A 23,604-nucleotide genomic window follows, 5' to 3' on the forward strand; every position below is an offset into this window, starting at 1 on the left:
CGGTGCGGCCGGGGTGTCGTGGGAGGGTGGGGTCACGCCGAGCCGAGTTCGTTGTCGATGAAGGCGAAGACGTCGTCGGCGGAGGCGTCCTCCAGCCGTCCGGCGACGGTGCCGGCGTCCTGGCCGAGGGTCTTGTTCAGGTCGCCGAGCAGCGTCTGCAGGCGGGTGGTGATCCGGCCCTGCTCGAGATCCTCGGCGGTGAGGTCGCCGAGCCGGGCCGCGACCCGTTCGAGTTCGGCGACGACCGAGTCCACGGAGGTGTCGGCGCCCGCGAGTTCGGTGCCCAGGTGCTTGGCGAGGGCGGCGGGGGTGGCGTAGTCGAAGATGAGCGTGGCCGGCAGCGGTACCCCGGCGGCGCCGCTGATCCGGTTGCGCAGGTCGACGGAGGTGAGCGAGTCGAAGCCTAGGTCTCGGAAGGCGGTGGTGGGCTCGACCGCGTCGGCACCGCCGTAGCCGAGGACCGCCGCGGCCTGGCCGCACACCAACTCCTGGAGGGCACGGTCGCGTTCGCCGCCGGTGAGACCGGCGAGCTTCTCGGCGAACCCGTCGGCCGTGCCCTGCTCGGCGCCGCCGCCCGTGCCGCGCCGTGCCTCGGGCAGCGAGGACAGCAGGGCGCTGGGCCGGCTCGACGTGAACGCGGGCACGAACACCGACCAGTCGACGTCGGCGACGGTGACGGTGGTGTCGCCGCCGTCCAGGGCGCGGTGCAGTGCGGTGAGGGCGCGGCCGGGGTCGAGGAGGGACATGCCCATCGCGCGGGCGGCCGAGCGGACGGTGCCGTGCGCGGCCATGCCGTCGCCGCCCCACGGTCCCCAGGCCACCGAGGTGGCGGGCAGTCCGGCCGCGCGCCGGTGCTCGGCGAGGGCGTCGAGGTAGGCGTTGGCGGCGGCGTAGTTGGCCTGTCCGGCACCGCCGACGGTGGCGGTCAGGGAGGAGAACAGCACGAACGCCGACAGGTCGCGGTTCGCGGTCAGTTCGTGCAGGTGGCGGGCGGATTCGGCCTTGGCCGCGAGGACGCCGGCGAACCGGTCGGGGGTGAGGGCGTCCAGGACGCCGTCGTCGAGGACGCCGGCCAGGTGCAGCACGGCCGTGAGGGGGTGCTCGTCCGGTACGGAGTCCAGCAGCGCGGCCAGCGCCCGGCGGTCGGAGACGTCGCAGGCGGCGAGGGTCACCGCGGTGCCGTGGCCGGTGAGTTCGCGGACGAGGCCGGCGGCGCCGGGCGCGTCGGTGCCGCGGCGGGAGGCCAGCAGCAGGTGATCGGCACCTTCGGCGGCGAGCCACCGGGCGACGGCCGCGCCGACCGCGCCGGTGGCGCCGGTGACCAGTACGGTGCCGGACGGCTTCCAGGGGGTGCCGGGCCGGGCCGGGGCGTGCTCCAGGCGCCGGCCGTAGGCGCCCGACTCGCGGACGACGACCTGGTCCTCGCCGCCGGCGTCGCCGAGCAGCGCGGCCAGCCGGGCGACGGTCTGCGGGCCGATCTCGGCGGGCAGGTCGACCAGTCCGCCCCACCGGTCGGGGTGTTCCAGGGCGGCGACCCGGCCGAGGCCCCACACCCGGGCCTGGGCGAAACCGGTGACGGCGGCGGCGGGCCCGTGGGCGACGGCGTCGCGCGTGGCGCACCACAGGGGGGCGGTGATCCCGGCGTCCCCGAGGGCCTGCACGAGGGCGGCGGTGGCGGTCGGTTCGGTGACGGGCGCCAGCAGGGACAGCACACCGTCGACGCCGCCCCGGCCGGCGAGCAGCCCGGCCAGCTCCGCGCGGTCGGCGGTGTCCGCCACGGTGAGGGTGTCGACGGTGAGGCCGCGGTCGCCGAGCCCGGTCAGGACGGCGGCCGTCCAGGGGTCGTCGCCGGCGGGGACCACGGCCAGCCAGTGGCCGCCGAGTGCCGGGGTGGCGGCGGGGGCCAGCGGCTCCCAGGCGACGCGGTGACGCCAGCCGTCCACGGCGGCGTTGGCCTGCCGCTGCTCGTGCCAGGCGGCCAGGGCCGGTACGACGGCGGCGACGGACGTCTCGTCGGCGACCCCGAGGGTGGCGGCGACGGCGGGCACGTCCTGGTCGCGGACCAGTTCCCAGAACGGATCGGCCGCGTCACCGCCCGCACGGGCCGCCGCGGAGCGCTCGGCCTGCAGGATGGGGGCGTCCTCCCAGTGCCGGTCGCGGCGGAACGGGTAGGTGGGCAGGTCGACCTTGCGCCCTCCGGCGAACACGGCCGCCCAGTCGGGTCCGGAGCCGGTCAGGTGCAGCCGGCAGAGGGCGTCGACGAGGGCGGCGTCCTCGGCCCGGTCGCGGCGCTGGGCGCCGATGACGTCGGGTACGACGTCCTGCGCCATGTTGGTGAGCACCGAGTCGGGGCCGACCTCGAGGAAGCGGGTGGCGCCCTCGGCGGCCAGCGCGGTGACGCCGTCGTGGAAGCGGACGGCCCGGCGGACGTGCCGCACCCAGTAGTCGGGGGAGGTGAGTTCGCCGTCCGGGCGGCCGGTGACGTTGGAGACGACCGGCAGGGCGGGCTCGTGGAAGGTGAGGCCCGCCAGGACCTCGCGGAACGCGTCGAGCATGGGGTCCATGCGGTGGGAGTGGAAGGCGTGCGAGACCTTCAGCCGGGTGGACTTCTCCACCTGCGCGGCGACGGCGAGCACGGCCTCCTCGTCGCCGGAGACGACCACCGAGCGCGGGCCGTTGACGGCCGCGATGTCGACGCCGTCGGTGAGCAGCGGCGTGACCTCGGCCTCGGAGGCCAGCAGCGACACCATCGCGCCGTCGGCCGGCAGCTCCTGCATCAGCCGGCCGCGGGCGGCGACCAGAGCGACCGCGTCCTTCAGGTCCAGGACGCCGGCGACGTGCGCGGCGACGATCTCGCCGATGGAGTGCCCGGCGAGCAGGTCCGGGCGGATGCCCCAGTGCTCCAGCAGGCGGTACAGGGCGGTTTCGAAGGCGAACAGGGCCGCCTGTGTGTAGACGGTCCGGTGCAGCGGGGACGCGGCCGGGTCGGCGGGCTCCTCGAACATCACCTCGCGCAGCGGCCGGTCCAGGTGGGCGTCGAAGGCGGCGCAGATCTCGTCCAGGGCGGCGGCGAAGACCGGGAAGGCGGCGTGCAGGGTGCGGCCCATGCCGGGGCGCTGGGAGCCCTGGCCGGAGAACAGCATGGCGAGCCGGCCGGGTTCGGGGGCCGCCACGGCGGCCCGGCTGCCGTCGGCGACGGCCCGCAGACCGGCCAGCAGTTCGTCCCGGTCACGGCCGGTGACCGCGGCCCGGTGCGGGAAGACGGCACGCGTGGTGGCCAGCGAGTGGCCGACGTCGTACGGGTCGAGGCCGGCGGCGACGGCGAGCAGCCGTTCCGCCTGCCGCTGGACGGCGTCGGCGCCCTTGCCGGAGAGGACCCACGGGACGACGGGCAGCGCGGCGCGCTGCGGGGCGGGGCCCCCGGTCTCGGCGGGCGGTGCCTGCTCCAGGATGGTGTGCGCGTTGGTGCCGGAGATCCCGAAGGAGGACACGCCGGCCCGCCGGGGGCGTCCCCCGGGGGTGTCCCAGGTCTGCGGTTCGGTGAGCAGGCGGATGTCGCCCGCGTTCCAGTCGACGGCGGTGGAGGGCCGCTGGACGTGGAGGGTGCGGGGCAGGATGCCGTGGCGCATGGCCATGACCATCTTGATGACGGCGCCGACGCCGGCGGCGGCCTGCGGGTGGCCCATGTTGGACTTGATGGAGCCGAGCCAGACCGGCCGGTTCTCGGGCCGGTCCTGCCCGTAGGCGGCGATGACGGCCTGGGCCTCGATGGGGTCGCCGAGCGTGGTGCCGGTGCCGTGCGCCTCGACCGCGTCGATGTGGTGCGGGGCGAGCTGCGCGTCGGCGAGGGCCTGCTGGATCACGCGGATCTGGGCGGGACCGCTGGGCGCGGTGAGGCCGTTGGAGGCGCCGTCCTGGTTGACGGCGGAGCCGCGGACGACGGCGAGCACCTCGTGGCCGTTGCGCAGGGCGTCGGACAGGCGCTCCACCAGCAGCATGCCCGCGCCCTCGGCCCAGGCGGCGCCCGCGGCGTCGTCGGAGAAGGAGTGACAGCGGCCGTCGGGGGACAGCGCGCGCCGCTCGCTGAACTCGATGAACATCTCGGGGCTGGCCATGACGGCGGCGCCGCCCGCCAGCGCCAGGGAGCACTCGCCCTTGCGCAGCGACTGGATCGCCGAGTGCAGCGCCACCAGGGAGGAGGAGCAGGCGGTGTCCATGGTGACCGCCGGGCCCTCCAGGCCCAGGGTGTAGGCGATCCGGCCGGAGACGATGCTGCCGGAGATGGTGCCGCCGGTGTAGTCGTGGTGCATCAGACCGACGAAGACGCCGGTCGGGGTGCCCTTCATGGTGGTGGGGTCGATGCCGGCCCGTTCGAAGGCCTCCCAGGTGACCTCCAGCAGGAGCCGCTGCTGCGGGTCGGTGCCCGGCGCGTCCTTGGGGCTGATGCCGAAGAAGGCCGGGTCGCACTCGGCCGCGTCGTGCAGGAAGCCGCCGTGGCGGACGTAGGACTTGCCGGGGGCGCCGGGCTCGGGGTCGTAGATGGCCTCGACGTCCCAGCCGCGGTCGGTGGGGAACTCGGTGACGACGTCGATGCCCTCGTCGACGATCCGCCACAGGTCTTCCGGGGTGCGTACGCCGCCGGGGTAGCGGCAGCCCATGCCGATGACGGCGACGGGCTCGCGGTCCTGCTCCTCCAGCTCCCGTACGCGGCGGCGGCTGCGCTCCAGCTCGGTCGTGGCCCGCTTGAGGTAGTCGCGGAGCTTGCCGGCCGTGGCCGAGTCTTCCATCACTGGGCTCCCAGTTCGTTGTCGATCCTGGCGAAGAGTTCGTCGTCGCTGGCCTCGCCGAAGTCCTCCGGCGGCACGGCCGCGCCGTGGCGTCCGTGGGTGTCCTGCCAGGTGCGCAGCAGCGCTTCGAGACGCGCGGTGACGCGGGCGTGGCTGCCGTCCTGGTCGGGCAGGCCGTGCAGCGCGGTGTCCAGGCGGTCCAGCTCGGCCAGCGCGGACCGGGTGAGGTCGGCAGGGCCGGGCACGAGCGCGGTCTTGAGGTGGGTGGCGAGGGTGAGGGGGCTCGGCTGGTCGAAGACCAGCGTCGCGGGCAGCGTGAGACCGGTGGCGCCGGCGAGGAGGTTGCGCAGTTCGACGGCGGCGAGCGAGTCGAAGCCCATCTCCTGGAAGGCGCGTCCCGGGTCCACCGATTCGGGCGAGGGGTGGCCGAGCACACCGGCGACGTGCGTGCGGACCAGTTCGAGCAGGGCGCGGTCCCGTTCGGTGTCCGGCAGCGGCGCCAGCCGCTCGCGCCAGGATCCGGCGGAGGTGCCCGGGGCCTGGTCGGCGCTGCGCCGGCGGGCGGGCCGCACCAGGCCGCGCAGCAGCGCGGGTACGCCGTCCGGCCGGGCGCGCACCGCGGCGGCGTCCAGTCGCACGGGCACCAGTACGGCGTCCTCGGCGCCGAGTCCGGCGTCGAACGTGCGCAGCCCCTGGGCGGGGGTCAGCGGCGGCAGGCCGAGCCGGCGCAGTCGTTCCAGGTCGGCGGCGTCGATGCCGGCGCTCATGCCGCCGGAGCCGGACCACAGGCCGTAGGCGAGGGAGACGGCGGGCAGGCCGAGCGCGCGGCGGTGGGCGGCGAGGCCGTCCAGGAACGTGTTGGCGGCGGCGTAGTTGGCCTGGCCGCCGCCGACCAGCAGACCCGCGGTGGAGGACAGCAGGACGAACGCCGACAGGTCCTTGTCGCGGGTCAGTTCGTGCAGGTTCCAGGCGGCGTCCACCTTGGGCCGCAGGACGCGGTCGACCTTGTCCGCGTCGAGGGAGGCCAGCACGCCGTTGTCGACGACGCCGGCGGCGTGCACCACGGCCCGCACGTCGTGCCCGGCGAGCAGCGCGGCCAGGCCGGCGCGGTCGGCGGCGTCGCAGCGGGCGAGGATCGCCTCGGCGCCCGACGCGGCCAGTTCGTCGCGCAGGCCGGTGGCGCCGGGGGCGTCCGCGCCGCGCCGGCCGGCCAGCAGCAGGCGGCGTACGCCGTGCTCGGCGACCAGGTGCCGGGCGATCAGGGCGCCCAGACCGCCGGTGCCGCCGGTGATCAGGACGGTGCCGTCCGGGTCCCAGGCGGGCGGGCCGCCGGGCTTGGCGCGGGCGAGCCGCGGCACCCGTACCTCGCCGTCCCGGACCGCGACTTCCGGTTCGCCGGTGGCGAGGGCGGTCGCGAGGGCGGCGGCCGGGGTGGCGCTGCCGTCGCTGTCGATCAGCAGGAACCGGCCGGGGTGCTCGGCCTGGGCGGCACGGACGAGCCCGTGGAGGGCGGTGTGGGTGAGGTCGCCGCTGCGCAGGAGCACGGCGAGCCGGCGGCCGGCGCAGTGCTCGTCGGCCGGCCAGGCGCGCAGCGTGTCCAGGGTGGCGTTCACCCGCTCCCGTACCAGGGCGGGAAGGTCCGGCGCGGGATCCGGCGCGGCCGGTACGGCCAGGACGACCAGGTCGGGTACCGGGCCCGTGGCGGTGAGGGCGGCCGGATCCGTGTACCGGGGGGCGCCGAGCCCGGCGTCGTCGTCGCCGCACACGGCGAGCGCGGGCAGGTCGGAGGCCGCCGGGCCGGGCGCCGGGACGAGGTCGATCCGGTGGAGCGGGTCGTCACCGTCCCCGGCGAGCTGGTCGGCGGAGACCGGGCGGGCCACGAGGCTGCGCACGGTCGCGACGGGGGCGCCTGCGGCGTCGGCGAGGGTGAGGGTGACGGTCTCGGGGCCGGACGGGGCCAGGTGCAGGCGGAGGGTGTCGGTGCCGGCCGTGTGCAGGGTGACACCTCCCCAGGCGAACGGCAGCACGGCCTGACCGCCGGGCAGGTCCAGCAGGTTGACGTGCAAGGCGGCGTCGAGGAGCGCCGGGTGCACACCGAAGGCGGCGGCGGTCGCACGGGCGCTCTCGGGCAGGGCCGCCTCGGCGAACAGCTCGTCCCCGCGGCGCCACATGGCGCGCAGCCCCTGGAAGGCTCCGCCGTAGCCGTAGCCGGTGCGGGCCAGGCCGGGGTAGAGGCCGTCCAGGTCGACGGGTTCGGCGTCGGCGGGCGGCCAGTCGGTCAGGCCGGCGGGGTCCCCGGCGTTCGTACGGGTCACGACACCGGCGGCGTTGCGGGTCCACGGGGCGTCGGGGGTGTCGGCGCGGCGGGACCAGACGGTCAGCTCCCGTCGCCCGTCCCGCTCGCCGCCGACGGCGGCCTGGACGGCCAGGGCGCCTTGCTCGGGCAGGATCAGCGGGGCGTGCAGCGTGAGTTCCTCGATGGTGTCGCAGCCGGCACGCTCCGCCGCCTGCAGGGCCATCTCGACGAAGCCGGTGCCGGGCAGCAGGACGGTTCCGTGCACGGCGTGGTCGGCGAGCCACGGGTGGGAGGTCAGGGAGAGCCGTCCGGTGAGGACCGCTCCCCCGGTGTCGGGGAGGTCGGTCGCGGCGGTCAGCAGCGGGTGACCGGTGGCGCTCTGGCCGAGGCCGTCGGCGTCGCCGCTGCCGCCCGCGCCGGCCTCCAGCCAGAGGCGTTCACGCTGGAAGGCGTAGGTGGGCAGGGCGGTCGTCCGGGCGCCGTGCGGGGCGAAGAACGCGGCCCAGTCCACGGCGGCGCCGGCCGCGTGCAGCCGGGCCACGGCCGTGACCAGGTCGCGTTCCTCGTCGCCCTCGCGGCGCAGCCCGGCGACGGTCACGCTGTCCCCGGGCAGGGAGTCCCCGGCCAGCGCGGTGAGGGCCGCGTCCGGGCCGACTTCGAGGTACGCCCGGACGCCCAGGCCGTGCAGGACGTTCAGGGCTGGGGCGAAGCGGACGGGCCGTCGCACGTGCTCGACCCAGTAGCTCGCCGTGGCCAGTTGCCCGGGATCGGCGAGGGCGCCGGTGAGTGTGGAGACGACCGGGATGCGTGCGGACTCGAAGGAGCACGCGGCGGCGGCCTCGGCGAAGTCGGCCAGCATCGGCTCCATCAGCGGCGAGTGGAAGGCGTGCGAGACCTTCAGCCGCTTGCTCTTGCCGAAGCGGGCGGCGAGGGCGTCGACCGCGTCGGCGGCGCCCGAGACGACCACCGACCGGGGCCCGTTGACGGCGGCGAGGCCGACCCGCTCGTCCAGGTGGGGGGCGACCTCCTCCTCGGTGGCCCGGAGTGCGGCCATGGCGCCGCCAGGGGGCAGGGCGGCCATCAGGGTGCCACGCGCCACGACGAGGCGGACCGCGTCCGGCAGCGACAGCACGCCGGCGACATGGGCGGCGGCCAGTTCACCGACGGAGTGCCCGGCGAGGTAGTCGGGGGTCGTCCCCCAGGACTCCAGCAGGCGGTACAGGGCCACTTCGGTGGCGAAGAGCGCGGTCTGCGCGTAGTCGGTGCGGGTCAGCAGCTCGGCGTCCCTGTCGATCACCTCGGCGAGCGGACGCTCCAGGCTCCGGTCGGCGAGCGCGCACACCGCGTCGAACGCCTCGGCGTAGACCGGGAAGGCGCGGTGCAGGGCCCGGCCCATGCCGAGCCGTTGTGCTCCCTGCCCGGTGAACAGGAAGGCCGTCTTGCCCCCGGCCCGGGTGAGCGGGGTCGCGGCGGTGAGCCGGTCGAGCAGTTCGCCGGTGGTCCGGCCGACGGCCACGGCGCGGTGCTCGAAGAGGGCGCGGGTGGTGGCCAGTGACAGGCCGATGTCGGCCGGGCGGGCGCCGGGGTGCGCGTCGAGGTGGGCGCGCAGACGCGCGATCTGCCCGGCGAGGGCCCGCGGGCTACGACCGGACACCGTCCAGGGCACGTAACCCCTGTCCGTCACCGACGCGTCGTCCTCGTTCCCCCCGCTCTTCCCGTTCTCCCTGCTCTCCCTGCTCTCCCTGCTCTCCCCGCTCTTCTCGTCCTCCCTGCTCGCCCTGCTCGCCCCGTTGTTCTCGTTCTCCCCGTTCCCCTCGTCGTCCCCGTCCTCCGCCGCGGGCGCCTGTTCCAGGACGACGTGGGCGTTGGTGCCGCTGATGCCGAAAGAGGAGACGGCGGCGCGGCGGGGCCGTGCCGCGTCGGGCCACGGGCGCCGCTCCAGGGCCAGTTCGACGGCTCCCGCGCTCCAGTCGACCTGTTCGGTGGGGGCGTCGACGTGCAGGGTGGGCGGGACCTCGCCGTGCTGCATGGCCAGCACCATCTTGATGACGCCGGCGACGCCCGCGGCGGCCTGGGTGTGCCCGAGGTTGGACTTGACGGAGCCCAGCAGCAACGGCCGGTCGGCGGGGCGTTCCCTCCCGTACGTCCCGAGGAGCGCCTGGGCCTCGATGGGGTCGCCGAGCGCGGTGCCGGTGCCGTGCGCCTCGACCACGTCGACGTCGGCGGCGGTGAGCCCGGCGCCGGCCAGCGCCTGCCGGACGACCCGCTGCTGGGAGGGGCCGTTGGGCGCGGTGAGACGGCTGCTGGCACCGTCGGAGTTGACCGCGCTGCCCCGGATGACGGCGAGCACCGGACGGCCGGCTCGCCGGGCGTCGGCGAGCCGTTCGAGGAGCAGCATGCCGGCGCCCTCGCCCCAGCCGGTGCCGTCGGCCGCCGCCGCGAACGCCTTGCAGCGCCCGTCCGGTGCGAGCCCGCGCTGCCGGCTGAAGTCGACGAACGTCTCCGGTGTGGACATCACGGTGACACCGCCGGCCAGGGCGAGCGAGCACTCGCCCGACTGCAGGGCCCGCACCGCCCAGTGCAGGGCGACCAGCGAGGAGGAGCAGGCGGTGTCGACGGTGACGGCCGGGCCTTCGAGACCGAAGGTGTAGGCGACGCGTCCGGAGGCGATGCTGGCGGCGCTTCCGTTGGCGAGGTAGCCGTCGAGGCCGTCGGGTACGGAGGTGAGGCGGGTGGCGTAGTCGTTGTACATCACGCCGGCGAACACGCCGGTCCGGCTGCCGCGCAGGGAGGCCGGGACGATGCCGGCCCGCTCGAAGGCCTCGTGGGAGGTCTCCAGGAGCAGCCGCTGCTGCGGGTCCATGGCGAGGGCCTCGCGGCGGCCGATGCCGAAGAAGTCGGGGTCGAAGTCGGCGGCGTCGTGCAGGAATCCACCGGTGCGGGCGTAGGTCCTGCCGGGCCGCGCCGGGTCGGGGTCGTAGAGGGCGTCCACGTCCCAGCCGCGGTCGGCGGGGAACTCCGACACGGCGTCGGTGCCCGAGGCGACCAGCTCCCACAGTTCCTCGGGGGTGGTGACGCCGCCCGGGTAGCGGCACCCGATGCCGACGACGGCGACCGGGCCGTGGGCGCGTTGCTCGTTCTCGCGCAGCCGTCGCCGCGCCTCCCGCAGGTCCGCGGTCGTCCGCCTGAGATAGTCGAGCAGTTGCTCTTCGTTGGTCACCAGCGCGCCATCCGATCGAGATCGACGTGAGGGCCTCGGTCGTGCGGACAGCCACCGGACGGTTTCCGGTCCGCTTCCCCTCCGCTGTCGGAGGCTAGGCAGGGCGCGATGACGCAGGACACCCCTACAGCCCCCAGGGGCCCCCGGCAGGGGTTAAGGGGTCCTGGTGCGGGGGCCGCGTGTGGCACGGTGGAGCAAGGCGTGACGCCGCGCGCTCAGCGTGGGCCGCCGCCGCGAGGAGGCGCGGCCGGCCGGGAAGCGGACGCGGCTCCCGCGGTCAAGACGCCCCGTCCCGATCCCGTGGTGTGGGGCGACCCGGCGGACGGCCCGCTCGGCCACGGCGAGGTCACGGGTTTCGCCGACCGCGGCCATCACCATGGCCCGGATGGCCTGTTCGGCCCGTACGAGGCGGACGGCCTCCGGCAGGAGGCCGCGCGCCTGGCCGCGGACCCGGTGCTGCGCGCCGGCGAGCGCCCCGAAGCAGTAGTCGCCCGCCGTCGCGGCGCCGACGACAGGGGCAGGACCGACGGCCCTGCCCGGGGTCCCCGCGTTGATGGCAACCGGACACGGCGCCGCGCGGGGTCAGGGCGGGCCGGCGGTCCAGCCCTCCGCCGCGTCCCTCAGCAGCGAAGTGAGGTGGTGGATGTCGGGCCTGCGGGCGGTGCCGGAGCGGCTCACGGTGAAGACCGTCCTGCTGACCGGCACGACCAGCGGATGCAGACTGACGCCGTCCGAGCCTTCGGGGACGGCGAGCCGGGGAGCCAGCGCGACGCCGGCGCCTGCGGCCACGAGTGCCGTCAGGACGGCGAAGTCGCTGCTGCGCACCCGGATGTCGGGGACGAAGCCCGCCGCTCCGCAGGTGCGCTGGATCATCTCGTAGCAGGAGGTCTCCGGCCCGGGCGTCAGCCACGGGTCACGGGCGAGATCGGCGAGGTCGGCCGGCTTCCCGGGAGCCAGTCCCAGCCGCTCCGCACGACCGGGGTGCAGGACGGCCACGACGGGGTCCTCCATGAGGACCTCCTGTTCGCTGCCGGAGGGGAAGTTCCGTGGCAGCACCGTGTAGCCGTGCACGACGGCCGCGTCGGCCTCCCGCTTGCGCAGTGCTTCCAGCGCCTCCTCGGGCTCCAGCACGGCGAGGTGGATCGTGAGCGGGGGCGCCGGGTCCTCGCGTGCCGGGCCGAGCGCCCGGTACACGGCCGGCAGCAGCGTGCGAGCCGCCGAGGCGAACGCGGCCACCCGCACCTGTCCGCGCCGGCCCCCGCGCAGGGCGGCGAGGTCGGACTCCGCCGCGGCAAGGTCGCCGAGGACCACTTCCGCGTGCACCACCAGCAATTCCCCGGCCGCGGTCAGGCGCAGCGTGCGCCCGTGCCTCTCCACGACGGGCAGCCCGGCCTCCCGCTCCAGCACGGCGAGCTGCTGGGAGACGGCGGGGGCGGTCAGATGCAGCGCCTCGGCGGCAGCGGCCACGGTGCCGTAGGTGGCCAGGTACTGCAGGATCCGGAGCCTGCGCACATCAAGCATTACTCCAGCTTAGGTTTCCTCCGGTCACAATCAAGGTGGCCTTTTCCTTAGTACTGTCAGGACCCACGATTATTAAGATCCATTGTTGTAAGCGCCAATAAAAGCTAACTGGACCTTTCGCTTTTGCTCTGGGCATCGTGGAGGGGTGCAGACAAGGTTCGTTTCCCCCTACTTCCTGTCCCCCCGTTTCCTGGCTCTGGCCGGCACGGTCGTGCTGTGGGCGTCCGCGTTCCCGGCGATCCGGGTGGCCGTCGACGGGCTCGGTCTGGCGGCCCTCTCGCTCCTGCGGCTGGCCATCGCCGCCGTCGCCCTGGTCGCCGTGGCGCCGTTCGCCCGGGTGCGGATGCCGCGCCGAAGGGACCTGCCGCAGATCGCCCTGTGCGGCCTCACCGGCATGACGGCCTACCAGGTCCTGCTGAACTGGGGTGAGATCCATGTCGAGGCCGGCACCGCGAGCCTCCTGATCGCCGTCGCCCCCGTGTTCAGCATCCTCCTCGGCAGTGCCTTCCTGACCGAGCCCCTCACACGGAACGTCGTGGCGGGCAGCGTCATCGCCCTCGCGGGAACCGCCGTCGTCACCCTGGCCGGCGGAGTGTCCGGCTTCACGGCCGCCTCCCTGGTCGTCCTGGCCGCGGCTGTCGTGCAGGGCGTCTACCACACCGCGTCGAAGCCGCTGCTCCGGCGGTACACCGGCCTGGAGGTCGCCACCTACGCCATGGCAGCCGGGACCGTGTTCGCGCTGCCGCTCGCCCCGGCGACCTTCCGCACCGTGGGCGACGCCCCGGCGGGCGCACTGCTCGCGGTCGCCTTCCTGGGTCTGCTGCCTTCCGCCCTGGGCTTCGTGATCTGGGGCTACGCCGTCGCGCGACTGCCGCTGGCCGCGTCCACCGCCGCCCTGTACCTGGTGCCGCCCGTGGCGCTGCTGGTGGCGTTCGTCTGGCTCGGCGAGGTGCCGCACGCGGTCGAACTGCTCGGCGGTGCCGTCGTCGTGGCCGGCGTGGTCCTGATCAACCACCGCAGGCGCCGCCCGCCCGCGGGCACCGGCGCGCACGCCCACCGGGACGCGGACCTGACGTCCGTACATCCATAACCCGCCCTCCGACTTCCTGGGCTCGTGGCCGGACCAGGACGTCCTGCGGGTCGGCACGGGACGACGCGCCCCGACCGACGCCGAGCGGGCCGGACTGGGCCGACTCGCCGCAAGGCTCCCACTCGTCCCCGGTTGAGCCGTCCGGCGGTTGTGCGCGCCGCGCGGTGCGGTGGAGGGGCCGGCTCGGCGCCCGCGCCGCGACCGCACCGGCAGTCCGTGCTCAGCCGGTGTCGCCGTCGGCCCGCAGCAGGAGGTCGAGCAGCCCCGGGAAGCGGGCGTCGAACTCCTCGCGGCGCAGGCGGTTCACCCGCCGGGCACCCTCGTCACGCTGCTCGACCAGGCCCGCACCGCGCAGGACCGCGAAGTGGTGGCTGAGCGCCGCCTTGCCGACCGGTACGTCGAAACTGCCGCAGCTGCGCGTCCAGTCGGCGGAGCCGGCCAGCTCACGGATCAGCTGGAGGCGCACCGGGTCGGCGACGGCGGACAGCGCGGTCAGGACGGACACCTGCGCGGGGTCCGTGTGGACCGGCGCCGCGCGGTGACCGCCGTGCTCGGCCTGCTTCGGCATGACCCTCTCCTCGTCCTGCCCGGGCCCGGCGGGATCGCCCCGCAGCGCTCCGGTCGCTTGCCAAGTGTTCGATGGGCATCATACAGTTCATGGTGTTCGCTTTTCATTGAACACTCCGGCTCAGTCCCGGACACACTGCGGAAGGGCGCGTGCTGCTGATGCGTGCGGTCGAGTTCCACGAGTACGGCGGTCCCGAGGTGCTGAAGGTCGTGACGGCCGAGGTCCCCGAGCCCGGTCCTGGGCAGGTGACCATCGACGTGGCCTACACGGGCGTGAACTTCGCGGATCTCAAGGCGCGCGCCGAGGGGTACCGGGTGACGGCGCTGCCCTTCCGGCCGGGCCTGGAGGTCTCCGGACGGATCCGGGCCGTCGGCACGGGGGGCGAGGAGCTGCGACCGGGGCAGGAGGTGGTCGCGCTCGTCGACAGCGGCGCCTACGCGGAGGTGGTGCTCGCCGGTGCGGCCACCGTCTTCCCCGTTCCCGAAGGCCTGGACCTGCGCACGGCCGCCGCGCTGCCCACCGTCCTGCCCACGGCCCACGCCCTGCTCCACGAGGTGGGCCGGCTGCGCGCGGGCGAGACCGTCCTGGTGCACGGCGCGGCCGGCGGAGTCGGCACGGTCACCGGGCAGCTGGCCCGGGCTGCGGGCGCCGGTGCCGTGTACGGCGTGGTCTCCTCACCGGACAAGGCCGACTACGTCCGCCGGCACGGTTACGACGAGGTGTTCACCACGGACTCCTTCGCCGACGACGCCCGCCGCGCCACCGGCGGCCGGGGCGTCGACCTGGTGCTGGACCCGATCGGCGGCGAGACCCTCCGCCGCGGCCTCGACGCACTGGCCGTCTTCGGACGCCTGGTGTCCTTCGGCAACGCGAGCGCGGCCGAACCGTGGCACGTCGGACAGCCCGAGCTGTACCCGCAGGGCCGCTCCGTCGCGGGCTTCTCGATCCTGACCCTCGCCGGGACGGCACCCGAGGCGCTGCGCTCGCTCGCCGAGCGCGCCTTCCGCACCGCCGCCGACGGCACCGTACGTCTCCCGGTGACCGCGGAGTTCCCGCTGACGGAGGCGGCCGCGGCACACCGCCTGCTGGGCGGGCGCACCTCCACGGGCAAGCTGCTCCTGCGGACCGCCGGCTGACGGCCGTACGGCACGACAGCGGGTCCCTCCGGAGGCCGAGGGCACCCGCCGGCGGCCGGAGCGTCCTCCGAGCGCGGGCGTCGGGAACCGGGCGCAGGGCGTTGGTAGTCTCCGCCTCTGCGACGACGGGAGACGACCGATGGTGGAAGCGGGGCCGCCGAGCCCTCCGAGACCCTGGTCCAGAGGAATGCTGTCCGGGGTCCTCGCCGGGGGCCTGGCGTCGGTGGCCTCCACCGCCACCATCGGGAGGGTCTGGGCGGCGTGCGACATCGGCGCCGGCGCGGGGGCCGACAGCGCGACCCTGCTCTTCCTCGCCCCTGTCATATGGGTCGCCGCAGCCGTGCCGTGGGTCGTCCTGCACGGCACTCTGGGACGACGTCACCCCAGGGCGGCGCTCACCGCGGGGCTCGCCTTCACCGTGTGGTTCACGTGGTTCCTGGTGACATGGCTCGGCATGGCGGACTCCTACCCCGCCCCGGTGTGCCCGGGCAACGTCCCGCCCTGGTGGCCCGGTTTCATCCCCGTGTAGCGCCTCGTACCGCCCCGGAACTGCCCTCGTGCTCAGGCGGAGGGCGGGCCGGCGGGGCCGAAACTGGCGAAGTAGGCGGCTGCCATGTCCTCGTCGGCGTGGCCCTGCGCGGCGGCACGTTCCAGGCGCTCCGCACTGGCGGCGGCCACGTCCAGGCGCACCCCGTACCGCTCGGCCGCCCGGACGATGAGCCGGGCGTCCTTGGCGGCCGTGTCCACCGCGAACTGCGCCGGGGACAGCCGGTCCTCGAGGATCAGTCCCGACTTGGCGCGCAGGTACGCCATGTCCAGCGCGCCGCCGTCGATCACGTCGAAGAAGTTCTGCGGGTCGACGCCGAGCGCCCGGGCCAGGGCCAGGACCTCTCCGGTCGCCGCGGTGGCCGCGATGACCCAGCTGTTGGCGACGAGCTTCAGGCGGGTCGCGGTGCCGGCCGCGCCGTCCTCGCCGGTCCACACGGTCCGGTCACCGACCGCCTCGAACACCGGACGCACGGTGTCACGGTGCTCGCCCGGCCCCGCGGCCAGCACGACGAGCCGGCCGGCCTCGGCGGGCTGGCGGGTGCCCAGCACCGGCGCGTCGAAGAACACCAGGCCGTGCTCGCGGGCGAACGCGGCCAGGTCTTCGAGGCCTTCGAGGCCGGCCGTCGTGGACTGCACCCAGACGGCGCCGACGCGCAGCGCGGGGGCGGCCTCGCGCATCACGTCCAGGGCGGCCGGACCGTCGTAGAGCATGGTGAGCACGACGTCCGCGCCCTCGACGGCCTCGGCGGGCGTGCCCGCGACGTGCGCGCCGTCGGCGGCGAGCGGTTCGGCCTTGGCGCGGGTGCGGTTCCAGGCGCGTACGGAGTGTCCGGCCCGCAGGAGGTTGCGGGCCATCGCGGCGCCCATGATGCCGGTGCCCAGGACGCTCACGGTGAGTCTGTCGGTCATGACGTCAACTTCCTGACGGGTGCGGGGGCTCGGGGGCCGGGCGTGCCCCGCGGGACGCGGGGCACACCGCTGGTGGAACGGCACCGGCCGGCGGTCCGGTCGGAGCGGCGTCGGGCCCGGCCGGCCGGCACCGGCTGGTGGTGTTCGGATCTCGGGTTCGCCGGCGGGCCGCCCGGCCCGCGTCCCCCGAGGGAATGCGGACCGTCCACCGGGAAAGATCTTCCACCCGTCGGGCGTGCGAAACGTCGTGGCGCTCCTCCGCCGTGCCGTCGCACGAGCGCCCCGGACATCCTCGGAACCCGCTCGCACCGACGTCGTGGACGTCGACGGCTCACGTACGGCCCGCGCCGTCGTCCGCCTCGCCCGGCGACGTCGCCGGAAGGTCCGAACCGGACTCGGGCCGCTCGGGCCGGACCGGCGGAACGGAGGTGGCCGGGCCGGGCTGTCCCGCCGGGAAAACGGCGACGACCGCACCGTGCCCCGGCACCTCGCCCCCGGCTCCCTGCCCCAAGTGACCGGCCCACACCGGCCCGACGCCCGCACCCGGCCCCGGCCGGCCGGCCCACACGGGCGGTACGGGTGCGCCGGCTGCCGGGTGTCCCGGCCACGGCGGCGGCACGGGGTGGCCGTAGGCGTACGGATACGGCCAGGCGGTGGCCGTCGGCTTCGGTGCCGGGGCCGTCCGCTCCAGCCGGCGGCGGCGCAGCCACCACGTCACGGCCGCCGTGTACAGCAGGATGCTCAGCACGTCGAGCACGACCACCTGCCAGGGCGCGTCGGCCGCGGTCTCGTCGCTCGCCAGCCCGTCGACGACGGCGGCCGAGACGCCGAAGGCGAAGAGGTTGTTGACCGTGTGCAGTGCGATGGACGCCTCGAGTCCGCCCGTCCGCCAGGTGAGCCAGCCCGCGCACGCCCCGAACACCACCAGATCGGCGAAGCCCCAGGGCGTACCCCAGCCGTGGGCGGCGGCGAACAGAACGGCCTGGGGCAGGAGCGCGGCCCACGGCGAGCGCAGGAACGCCCCGGCGGTCTGGGTCAGCCAGCCACGGAAGACGTACTCCTCGGCGGCGGCCTGGAACGGCACCAGCACCAGCAGCATGGCGACGGCCCGCCCGAAGGCCGGCCAGCCCACCCACTGGCTCTGCGGCTCGCCGTCCCCGGGCAGCAGGAACATGCCGCCCATCGCCAGGGCCACGATCGGCAGTGCGGTCAGCACGCACAGCGTCAGCCAGCGCCATCGAAGCCGCCCGGTCACGGAGGAGACCGAGCCGGCCGGACGCCCGCCGGTCCACCGCACGACCAGCAGCACGACCGGTATCCCCAGCGCGAGGCTGAGCAGGTCCAGGGCGGTGTCCGGGGCGGGGCCGAACTCCGGCCAGCCGTCGGCGTCCTGCGAGTACCCCAGCGCGGCGCCCAGGGCCGCGCAGACGATCATGAAGAGGACCAGGGTCACCACGTACCCCACCGCCACGACCAGGGTGCCGAGCAGCGGGCGCCACCACCGGTACTGCGGTGCGAGGCGGGCCAGACGGTGGTACGGGAGCTGCTCGTCGAGCGGTGGCTGTGTCATGCCGTCAGCCTGCCCAACGACGCCCCCGCACGCCATCCGCCCCCGGCATGAGCGGTGTCTCTACCTCTGGTTGGGGCGTCTGCCTCGCCGGCCGGGCCGCCCTCTGTCTCCGGTGGGGGACGGATCTCGCCCCCGGGGCCGGTGCCTGCCGTCCGGGCCGGCTCTAGGCTCGTCGGCGACATGGAGACGATACGCAACTGGCTGCTGCCCCTGCTGCTGGTGGCCGCGCAGGGCATCCTGCTGTGGCCCGGGTTGGGCCCGGACGGCACACCCGGCGGGGCTGCCCTCGCCGGCGTACTGTGCGCGCTGGCCGTCGAGACGGTCGCGCTGGGGCGGCGCCGGACGGCCCCCGTGCGGGTGCTGGCCGCGACCCTGGCCGCCGTGGTCCTCGGCGGACTCGCCTGGCAGGACGGCTATGTCGGCCTGGGACCGCTGATCGCGCTGTACTCCGTCGCGGTCCGCTGCCCGCTGCCGGTGACGGTGCGGGCGCTCGCCGCCACCGTGGGCGTCGAGTGGCTGCTGGCCGCCGTGCAGGAGGGCCTGCGCGCCTCGCTGCTGTCCCTCATGCTGATCAGCCTCGGCACGTACCTGCTGTGCGCGGGGCTCGGTGAGGCGCGGCGGCAGTGGCTGGCGGGCCGGCTCTCGGCGACCCGGCGGCTGGCCGGCGCGGAGCACGCCCGGCGGCTGGCGGGCGACCAGGAGCGCCGCCGGCTGGCCCGGGAGCTGCACGACGTGAGTGCCCATCACCTCACGTCGGTCGTGGTGACCGTGGACGCCGCGCGCCGGCTCGGCGACTCCAGGCCCGCCCTGGCCGCCGAGGCCCTGTCGTTCGCGGAGCGCACGGGTACCGAGACCCTGACGGCGTTGCAACGGCTCGTCGGACTGCTGCGGGACGCCGACCGGCCCGACCACCGGCCGATGAGCGGCCGGATCGAGGAACTGGTGGCGGGCTTCGGCCGGTTGGGCCGGCCGGTGACCGCGCGGCTCCCGGACGACCTGGCCGGTCCGTCGGCCGAGGCGATCCAGGGGATCGTCCGTGAGGCCCTGACGAACGCGTTGCGGTACGCGCCCGGCGCCGCCGCCGAGGTGCTGGTGCGGCGGGTGAACGGGCTGCTCGAACTGACCGTGGAGAACGCGCCGCCGCGCAGCGCGCCGCAGGGTGCCGGTGGTCTCGGCGCGGGACGCGGGGTGACGGGGATGCGGGAACGGGCCGCGGCGGCCGGTGGCGAGCTGACCGCCGGGCCCACGCCGGAGGGCGGCTGGCGGGTCCGTGCGACGCTGCCGGACGGGGCCGAGCCGCAGCGGCAGCTGGAGGACGCCTGGCGGCGTGACGTCCTGCGGGAGCAGCGGTTCGCCGATCCCGCGCTGGCGTCGGCCGCGTGGGTCCTGCCGCTGTCGTGCGCGCTGGCCGTCGCCGAGGACTGGTCGCCCGGTGCCCGGCACGCCGCGCTGCCTGCGCTGCTCGCCGTGACCGCGCTGCTGGCGGTGCACGCGCTGCCGCTGGTGTGGCGCAGGCGTGCCCCGTGGTCCGTGTTCCTCGCGGTCATGGCGACGGCCTGGCTGGGGCCGTCGGCCGTCGTCGCGCTGCGGCTGCCGTCCCAGGTGGCGGAGTTCCTCCTGTGCGGGACGCTGGTGGAGGTCCTGGCGGTGTATGCGGTCGCCGCGTACGGGCAGGGGCCCGGGCGCACATGGCCCGCGCCGGCCGTGAGCGCGCTCGGGGCGGCCTGTGCCGTGACGGCGGTGGCGTGCGCCGACGGCTCGGTGGGGGGCGAGCCGGCGGGCCCGGCCGACTTCGTCCTGCTGCCCTTCTTCCTCTGCGCCCTGCTGGCCCCGCTGTTCGCCGCCGTCTGGGGTGCCGGTCTGCTCGTGCGGCGCCGCCGGCTGCGGGCCCTGGCCTACGACGAGTTCGCGTGGGCCAGCTCGATGTGGCAGGCGGGCCGGGCGGCCGAGGCCGAGCGGCAGCGGCTGGCCGCCTCGTTGCGCGATGCGGTGCTGGAGCGGACCCGGGCGCTCGTCGGCGCGGCCCGGCGAGGTGACCTGGACGAGGTGGCCGGCGCGGCCAGGGGGGCGCTGGGCGCGATGCGCGAGATGCTGCACGGCCTCGGTCACGGCGAGGACGAGGGCCCCGCCGGCCGGCTCAGTCCCTCGCCGACCGCCGCCGACCTCGAAACGCTGTGCCGGACGCTGTGTTCCGCCGGCCGGGACGTACGGCTGCGGGGGCTGGCCGAGGCGGCCCGGGATCTGCCGCCGTCCGTGCAGGTCTCGGTGTACCGGATCGTCGAGGCCGCGCTCGGTGCGGGCGACCTCGGGCCGGCGCGGGTGACCCTGCGGCGGCGCCGCGGCACCCTGCGGATCACGGTGACGGGGGTGCGGCTGGCCGTCGCGGGTCCGGTCGCCGAGCGCCTGCGGGTGCAGGTTGCCGCGGGTGAGGGCCGGATCCTGTGCGAGCCGGCCGGTACCCTACGGGTGTCGTTGCCGGCCGGAGCCGTTCCGGCTCCCGTCCAGGAGGTGTCCCCGTCGCCGTACGCGTGATCGTCGTGGACGACCAGGCCGTGGTCCGGGCCGGGTTCGCCGCCATCGTGGACGCCGAACCCGATCTGACCGTGGTGGCCGAGGCCGGTGACGGGGCGACGGCGGTGTCCCTCGCCGCCGCGGAGGGGGCCGACCTCGTCCTGATGGACATCCGGATGCCGGGGATGGACGGACTCACCGCGACCCGGCTGATCACCGCCGTCGAGGGCGGGCCACGGGTACTGGTGCTCACCACCTTCGACCTGGACGAGTACGTGTACGAGGCGCTGCGCGCCGGCGCCTCGGGGTTCCTGCTGAAGGACGCGCTGCCCGAGGAACTGCTGTCCGCGATCCGGGTCGTGGCAGCCGGCGAAGGCATCCTGGCGCCCGCCGTGACCCGCCGGCTCATCGACGCCTTCGCCCGCGGCGCCCCGCCCCCGCCCCCGGCGTCCGGAGTGCTCGAGCAGCTGACGCTGCGGGAGCGGGAAGTGCTGCTGAAGATCGCCTCGGGGCTGACCAATGCCGAGATCGGCGCCGAACTCGGCGTCACCACGGGCACGGTCAAGAGTCATGTGAACGCCCTGCTGTCCAAACTCGGCCTGCGTGACCGGGTCCAGGTGACGATCCTCGCCTACGAGAGCGGACTCGTCAGCCCGGGCGGGGCCGGCCGGCCCTGACCGCGCGCCGTCCGCCGCGGCCGCGCAGGACGGTGTCCGTTCACCGCCGGTGATACCCCCGGCGTTCGGGTGGGATGGAGTCATGACTTCACGAGCGGCCCTGCAGGGCAAGAAGGTACTGGTCACCGGCGGCAGCCGGGGCATCGGCGCGGCGACGGCACGGCGACTGGCCCGGGAAGGCGCCGACATCGCTCTGACCTATGTGAACGGCAAGGACGCGGCCGAGGAGGTGGTGCGGGACGTCGAGGTCCTCGGGGCGGCGGGCGGTGGCCCTGCGCGCGGACTGCGCGGACGCGGCGCAGGCGGCGGGCGCGGCGCACCGCGCGGCGGAGGCGCTGGGCGGACTGGACGTGCTGGTGAACAACGCGGCCGTCGGCGTGATGGAACCGCTGGAGAACCTGTCCCTCGACGACGTCGACCGGGTCCTGTCCGTGAACGTGCGCGGGGCGTTCCTGGCCGCGCAGTCGGCCGCCGCCCTCATGGGGGCCGGCGGGCGGATCGTCACCGTCGGCAGCTGCATCACCTCACGCGTGCCGGGCCCCGGGGCCACGTTGTACGCGATGAGCAAGTCGGCCGTGGTCGGGCTGACGACGGCGCTGGCCCGGGAGCTGGCCGGGCGTGGCATCACGGCGAACGTCGTGCATCCGGGCCCGACCGACACCGACATGAACCCGGCGGACGGCCCGTACGCGGCCCACCAGGCGGCCATGACCGCCCTGGGCCGCTACGGCACGGCCGAGGAAGTGGCGTCCATGGTGGCGTTCCTGGCCGGCCCGGACGCCGCGTACGTGACGGGCGCGGAGTTCTCGGTGGACGGCGGGTACGGGGCCTGACGGGAGCGGGGGCGTACGCCGTCAGGTCTCGTCCAGGCGGCGTACGTCCTCCTCGTCCCACTTCCTGGTGTCGCGGGGCCGGGTGTAGGGCTCGGCCCGCGGCGGGTGGCCGCCGGCGATGGCCCGCTGTCGTACGGTCTCCGCGTCGAACTCCAGGCCGAGCAGGATGGCCAGATTGGTGATCCACAGCCAGACCAGGAAGACGATGACGCCGGCCATGGTGCCGTACGTCTTGTTGTAGGAGGCGAAGTTGGCGACGTAGAAGGCGAATCCTGCGGAGGCGGCCATCCAGATGAGCAGGGCGAGGAAGCTGCCGGGGGTGAGCCAGGTGAAGCCCTTGACCTTGGCGTTGGGGGTCGCCCAGTACAGGATCGCGATCATCAGGGTGACGAGCAGGACCAGCACCGGCCATTTCGCGACCGACCAGACGGTGAGCGCCGTGTCGCCGATCCCGAGCGCCTGTCCGGCGCGGCGGGCGAGGCCGCCGGTGAAGACGACGATGAGCGCGCTGGCCACGGCGAGCACCATGAGGACGACCGTGACGCCGACGCGTACCGGGAGCAGCTTCCACACCGGGCGGCCCTCGGGCATGTCGTAGACGGCGTTGGCGGCGCGCATGAACGCGGCCACGTAGCCGGACGCCGACCACACGGCCAGCACGATGCCGACGAGTGCCACGACCGAGCCGGTGCCGGCGCCGTTCTGCAACTGTTCCACGGCCCGGGTGACGATGTCGCGGGCGGGACCGGGGGCGAGGTCCTTGAGGTTGGCGAGGACCCGGTCGGTGACGGACCTGCCCGCGACGGCCAGCAGGGAGACCAGCACCAGCAGGGCGGGGAAGAGGGACAGGACGGCGTAGTAGGTGAGTGCCGCGGCCCGGTCGGTCAGTTCGTCGTCCTGGAACTCGCGCAGGGAGCCCTTGAACGCCGCCGCCCAGGCGTGCCGGGGAAGTTTCGCGGGATTGTCCGGGGCCCGTCGCTCGACGTCCTGGTCGGGCCCAGCCTCGTCCGGCGCCGGGATCCGCGGCGCCGGGGTGTCGTCGCCGGTCTGCGGGCGGTGTCGCCTTGGTACGTGCAGCTTCGCCATATCCGGCGGGTATCCCGCCTGGGCCAGCTCAAGCCCCGTCGGAGCCCGGCCGCTTCTCCGGGACGACCGCCGGGGGGCCGGTCGTGGGCGGGGTGCGGTGTGCTCAGCCCCTGCCTCCGCTGAGGTTTCCCCAGCGGGGGCCGATCTGCTTCCACTCCTCGTCCCACTCGGCCATGCGCCGCCGGATGAGCCGGCCCCGGACCACCCAGCCCGCGGCCCAGATCATCGCGCCGGCCGACGGGGCGACCAGGACGCCGGTGAGGGCCGCCTGCAGGTCGGCCGCCGAACCGGTCACGGGCGCGGCCACCACCCGGTCCGCCTGGTTCGTCCACACCGTCACATGGCTGCCGGCCGGGGCGCCGGGGACGACCTTCGCCCGGTCGGTGTGCACCGAGCCGTCGGGGTCAGTCCAGCGCACTCCGGCCCACACGCGCCCGTCGTCGTAGCCGGTCCCGGCGGCCGGGGGGCCGGCCGCGTCGTCGGTGAGTACGGCGGACACGGCCTGTACCTCGGACTGCCGCGCGGCGAACGCCGACTGGGAGGTGTGGGCCGCGAGCAGGCCCGCGAAAGCCCCGCCGGCCAGGACGAGCACCCAGGTGAGGAGGACGACCCAGGCCTCCACGGCGTCACTGTGCCGCCGGAGCGGGTTGCGTCGCCACCGCCACAGCCGCACCCGGTTGACCGTCGCAGGAGGTGTCCGCGTCATGGTCACCGCCTCCTCTCGTGCGGTCTCGTGGACCCGGCCGCCGAGCGTCACGACACCATCCTGCACCTCAACCCGGAGCACGGCGTCTTCTGCGTCATGGAGACGGTCGCTGACACGGTCACGGAGATGGTTGCGGAGACGTCGC

Annotated in this window: 13 protein-coding genes and 2 pseudogenes; 7 read left to right on the forward strand and 8 right to left on the reverse strand. The window is 75.3% G+C overall.

From position 1 onward, the window contains the following. Positions 1–32: 32 nt before the first annotated feature. From JK359_RS10940 to JK359_RS10950, 3 genes are all read right to left on the reverse strand, one after another. Positions 33–4,787, reverse strand: coding sequence for a type I polyketide synthase (locus JK359_RS10940; protein WP_201834400.1), 4,755 nt, complete (start codon positions 4,785–4,787; stop codon positions 33–35). Next, positions 4,787–10,303 carry a type I polyketide synthase gene (locus tag JK359_RS40105; RefSeq protein ID WP_201834402.1) on the reverse strand — a complete coding sequence of 1,839 codons (5,517 nt, stop codon included), beginning with the start codon at positions 10,301–10,303 and terminating at the stop codon, positions 4,787–4,789. The genes JK359_RS10940 and JK359_RS40105 overlap by 1 nt, the downstream gene beginning before the upstream one ends. A gap of 582 nt (positions 10,304–10,885) precedes the next feature. Further along, the gene (locus JK359_RS10950; RefSeq protein WP_201834404.1) at positions 10,886–11,824 is read right to left on the reverse strand and encodes a LysR family transcriptional regulator; all 939 of its coding nucleotides are present in this window, start codon (positions 11,822–11,824) and stop codon (positions 10,886–10,888) included. A 145-nt stretch (positions 11,825–11,969) separates the two neighbouring features. On the opposite strand from JK359_RS10950, the gene JK359_RS10955 reads away from it, so the two are divergent. Together JK359_RS10955 and JK359_RS38935 are read left to right on the forward strand one after the other, a co-directional pair. Next, positions 11,970–12,914: a DMT family transporter gene (locus JK359_RS10955; RefSeq protein ID WP_201834406.1), complete on the forward strand. Its 945-nt coding sequence runs from the start codon at positions 11,970–11,972 to the stop codon at positions 12,912–12,914. Between the two features lie 37 nt (positions 12,915–12,951). Further along, a pseudogene (locus JK359_RS38935) lies at positions 12,952–13,050 on the forward strand (maleylpyruvate isomerase N-terminal domain-containing protein); the annotation flags it as partial. Positions 13,051–13,134: 84 nt separating this feature from the next. Here the strand turns inward: JK359_RS38935 and JK359_RS10960 are convergent. Then, complete coding sequence (locus tag JK359_RS10960; protein WP_201834408.1) at positions 13,135–13,482, reverse strand: ArsR/SmtB family transcription factor; 348 nt, start codon at positions 13,480–13,482, stop codon at positions 13,135–13,137. Positions 13,483–13,640: 158 nt separating this feature from the next. Between JK359_RS10960 and JK359_RS10965 the strand changes: the two genes are divergently transcribed. Beyond that, positions 13,641–14,618 carry a quinone oxidoreductase family protein gene (locus JK359_RS10965; RefSeq protein ID WP_201834738.1) on the forward strand — a complete coding sequence of 326 codons (978 nt, stop codon included), beginning with the start codon at positions 13,641–13,643 and terminating at the stop codon, positions 14,616–14,618. A gap of 187 nt (positions 14,619–14,805) precedes the next feature. Beyond that, the gene (locus tag JK359_RS10970) at positions 14,806–15,147 is read left to right on the forward strand and encodes a hypothetical protein (protein WP_236677616.1); all 342 of its coding nucleotides are present in this window, start codon (positions 14,806–14,808) and stop codon (positions 15,145–15,147) included. Between the two features lie 32 nt (positions 15,148–15,179). Here JK359_RS10970 and JK359_RS10975 read toward each other — a convergent pair whose 3' ends face one another. Together JK359_RS10975 and JK359_RS10980 are read right to left on the reverse strand one after the other, a co-directional pair. Continuing rightward, positions 15,180–16,076: an NAD(P)-dependent oxidoreductase gene (locus JK359_RS10975; protein ID WP_201834412.1), complete on the reverse strand. Its 897-nt coding sequence runs from the start codon at positions 16,074–16,076 to the stop codon at positions 15,180–15,182. A 331-nt stretch (positions 16,077–16,407) separates the two neighbouring features. Beyond that, entirely contained in the window at positions 16,408–17,646 is a 1,239-nt protein-coding gene (locus JK359_RS10980; protein ID WP_201834414.1) for a CPBP family glutamic-type intramembrane protease, read from the reverse strand. Positions 17,647–17,826: 180 nt separating this feature from the next. On the opposite strand from JK359_RS10980, the gene JK359_RS10985 reads away from it, so the two are divergent. From JK359_RS10985 to JK359_RS10995, 3 genes and pseudogenes are all read left to right on the forward strand, one after another. Then, on the forward strand, positions 17,827–20,178 hold the full coding sequence (locus JK359_RS10985; protein WP_201834416.1) for a histidine kinase: 2,352 nt from the start codon (positions 17,827–17,829) through the stop codon (positions 20,176–20,178). Positions 20,179–20,183: 5 nt separating this feature from the next. After that, the gene (locus JK359_RS10990; RefSeq protein ID WP_504739952.1) at positions 20,184–20,834 is read left to right on the forward strand and encodes a response regulator; all 651 of its coding nucleotides are present in this window, start codon (positions 20,184–20,186) and stop codon (positions 20,832–20,834) included. Between the two features lie 82 nt (positions 20,835–20,916). Continuing rightward, positions 20,917–21,667, forward strand: a pseudogene (locus JK359_RS10995) (SDR family NAD(P)-dependent oxidoreductase). Between the two features lie 21 nt (positions 21,668–21,688). On the opposite strand, the gene JK359_RS11000 reads toward JK359_RS10995, so the two are convergent. Both JK359_RS11000 and JK359_RS11005 read right to left on the reverse strand, forming a co-directional pair. Beyond that, complete coding sequence (locus tag JK359_RS11000; protein ID WP_201834420.1) at positions 21,689–22,753, reverse strand: YihY/virulence factor BrkB family protein; 1,065 nt, start codon at positions 22,751–22,753, stop codon at positions 21,689–21,691. Positions 22,754–22,856: 103 nt separating this feature from the next. Continuing rightward, on the reverse strand, positions 22,857–23,510 hold the full coding sequence (locus tag JK359_RS11005) for an Rv1733c family protein (RefSeq protein WP_307788055.1): 654 nt from the start codon (positions 23,508–23,510) through the stop codon (positions 22,857–22,859). Positions 23,511–23,604 lie beyond the last annotated feature (94 nt).

Source organism: Streptomyces actinomycinicus (genome assembly GCF_016741775.1).
In the GTDB taxonomy this organism is placed as follows: domain Bacteria; phylum Actinomycetota; class Actinomycetes; order Streptomycetales; family Streptomycetaceae; genus Streptomyces; species Streptomyces actinomycinicus.

What these genes read in the sequence shown, in the direction of transcription:
- JK359_RS10940 (WP_201834400.1), bottom strand. Translation starts at nt 4,787, where the DNA reads ATGGAAGACTCGGCCACGGCCGGCAAGCTCCGCGACTACCTCAAGCGG.
- JK359_RS10975 (WP_201834412.1), bottom strand. Translation starts at nt 16,076, where the DNA reads ATGACCGACAGACTCACCGTGAGCGTCCTGGGCACCGGCATCATGGGC.
- JK359_RS10970 (WP_236677616.1), top strand. Translation starts at nt 14,806, where the DNA reads ATGCTGTCCGGGGTCCTCGCCGGGGGCCTGGCGTCGGTGGCCTCCACC.
- JK359_RS11000 (WP_201834420.1), bottom strand. Translation starts at nt 22,753, where the DNA reads ATGGCGAAGCTGCACGTACCAAGGCGACACCGCCCGCAGACCGGCGAC.
- JK359_RS10950 (WP_201834404.1), bottom strand. Translation starts at nt 11,824, where the DNA reads ATGCTTGATGTGCGCAGGCTCCGGATCCTGCAGTACCTGGCCACCTAC.
- JK359_RS10965 (WP_201834738.1), top strand. Translation starts at nt 13,641, where the DNA reads ATGCGTGCGGTCGAGTTCCACGAGTACGGCGGTCCCGAGGTGCTGAAG.
- JK359_RS10980 (WP_201834414.1), bottom strand. Translation starts at nt 17,646, where the DNA reads ATGACACAGCCACCGCTCGACGAGCAGCTCCCGTACCACCGTCTGGCC.
- JK359_RS10960 (WP_201834408.1), bottom strand. Translation starts at nt 13,482, where the DNA reads ATGCCGAAGCAGGCCGAGCACGGCGGTCACCGCGCGGCGCCGGTCCAC.
- JK359_RS10985 (WP_201834416.1), top strand. Translation starts at nt 17,827, where the DNA reads ATGGAGACGATACGCAACTGGCTGCTGCCCCTGCTGCTGGTGGCCGCG.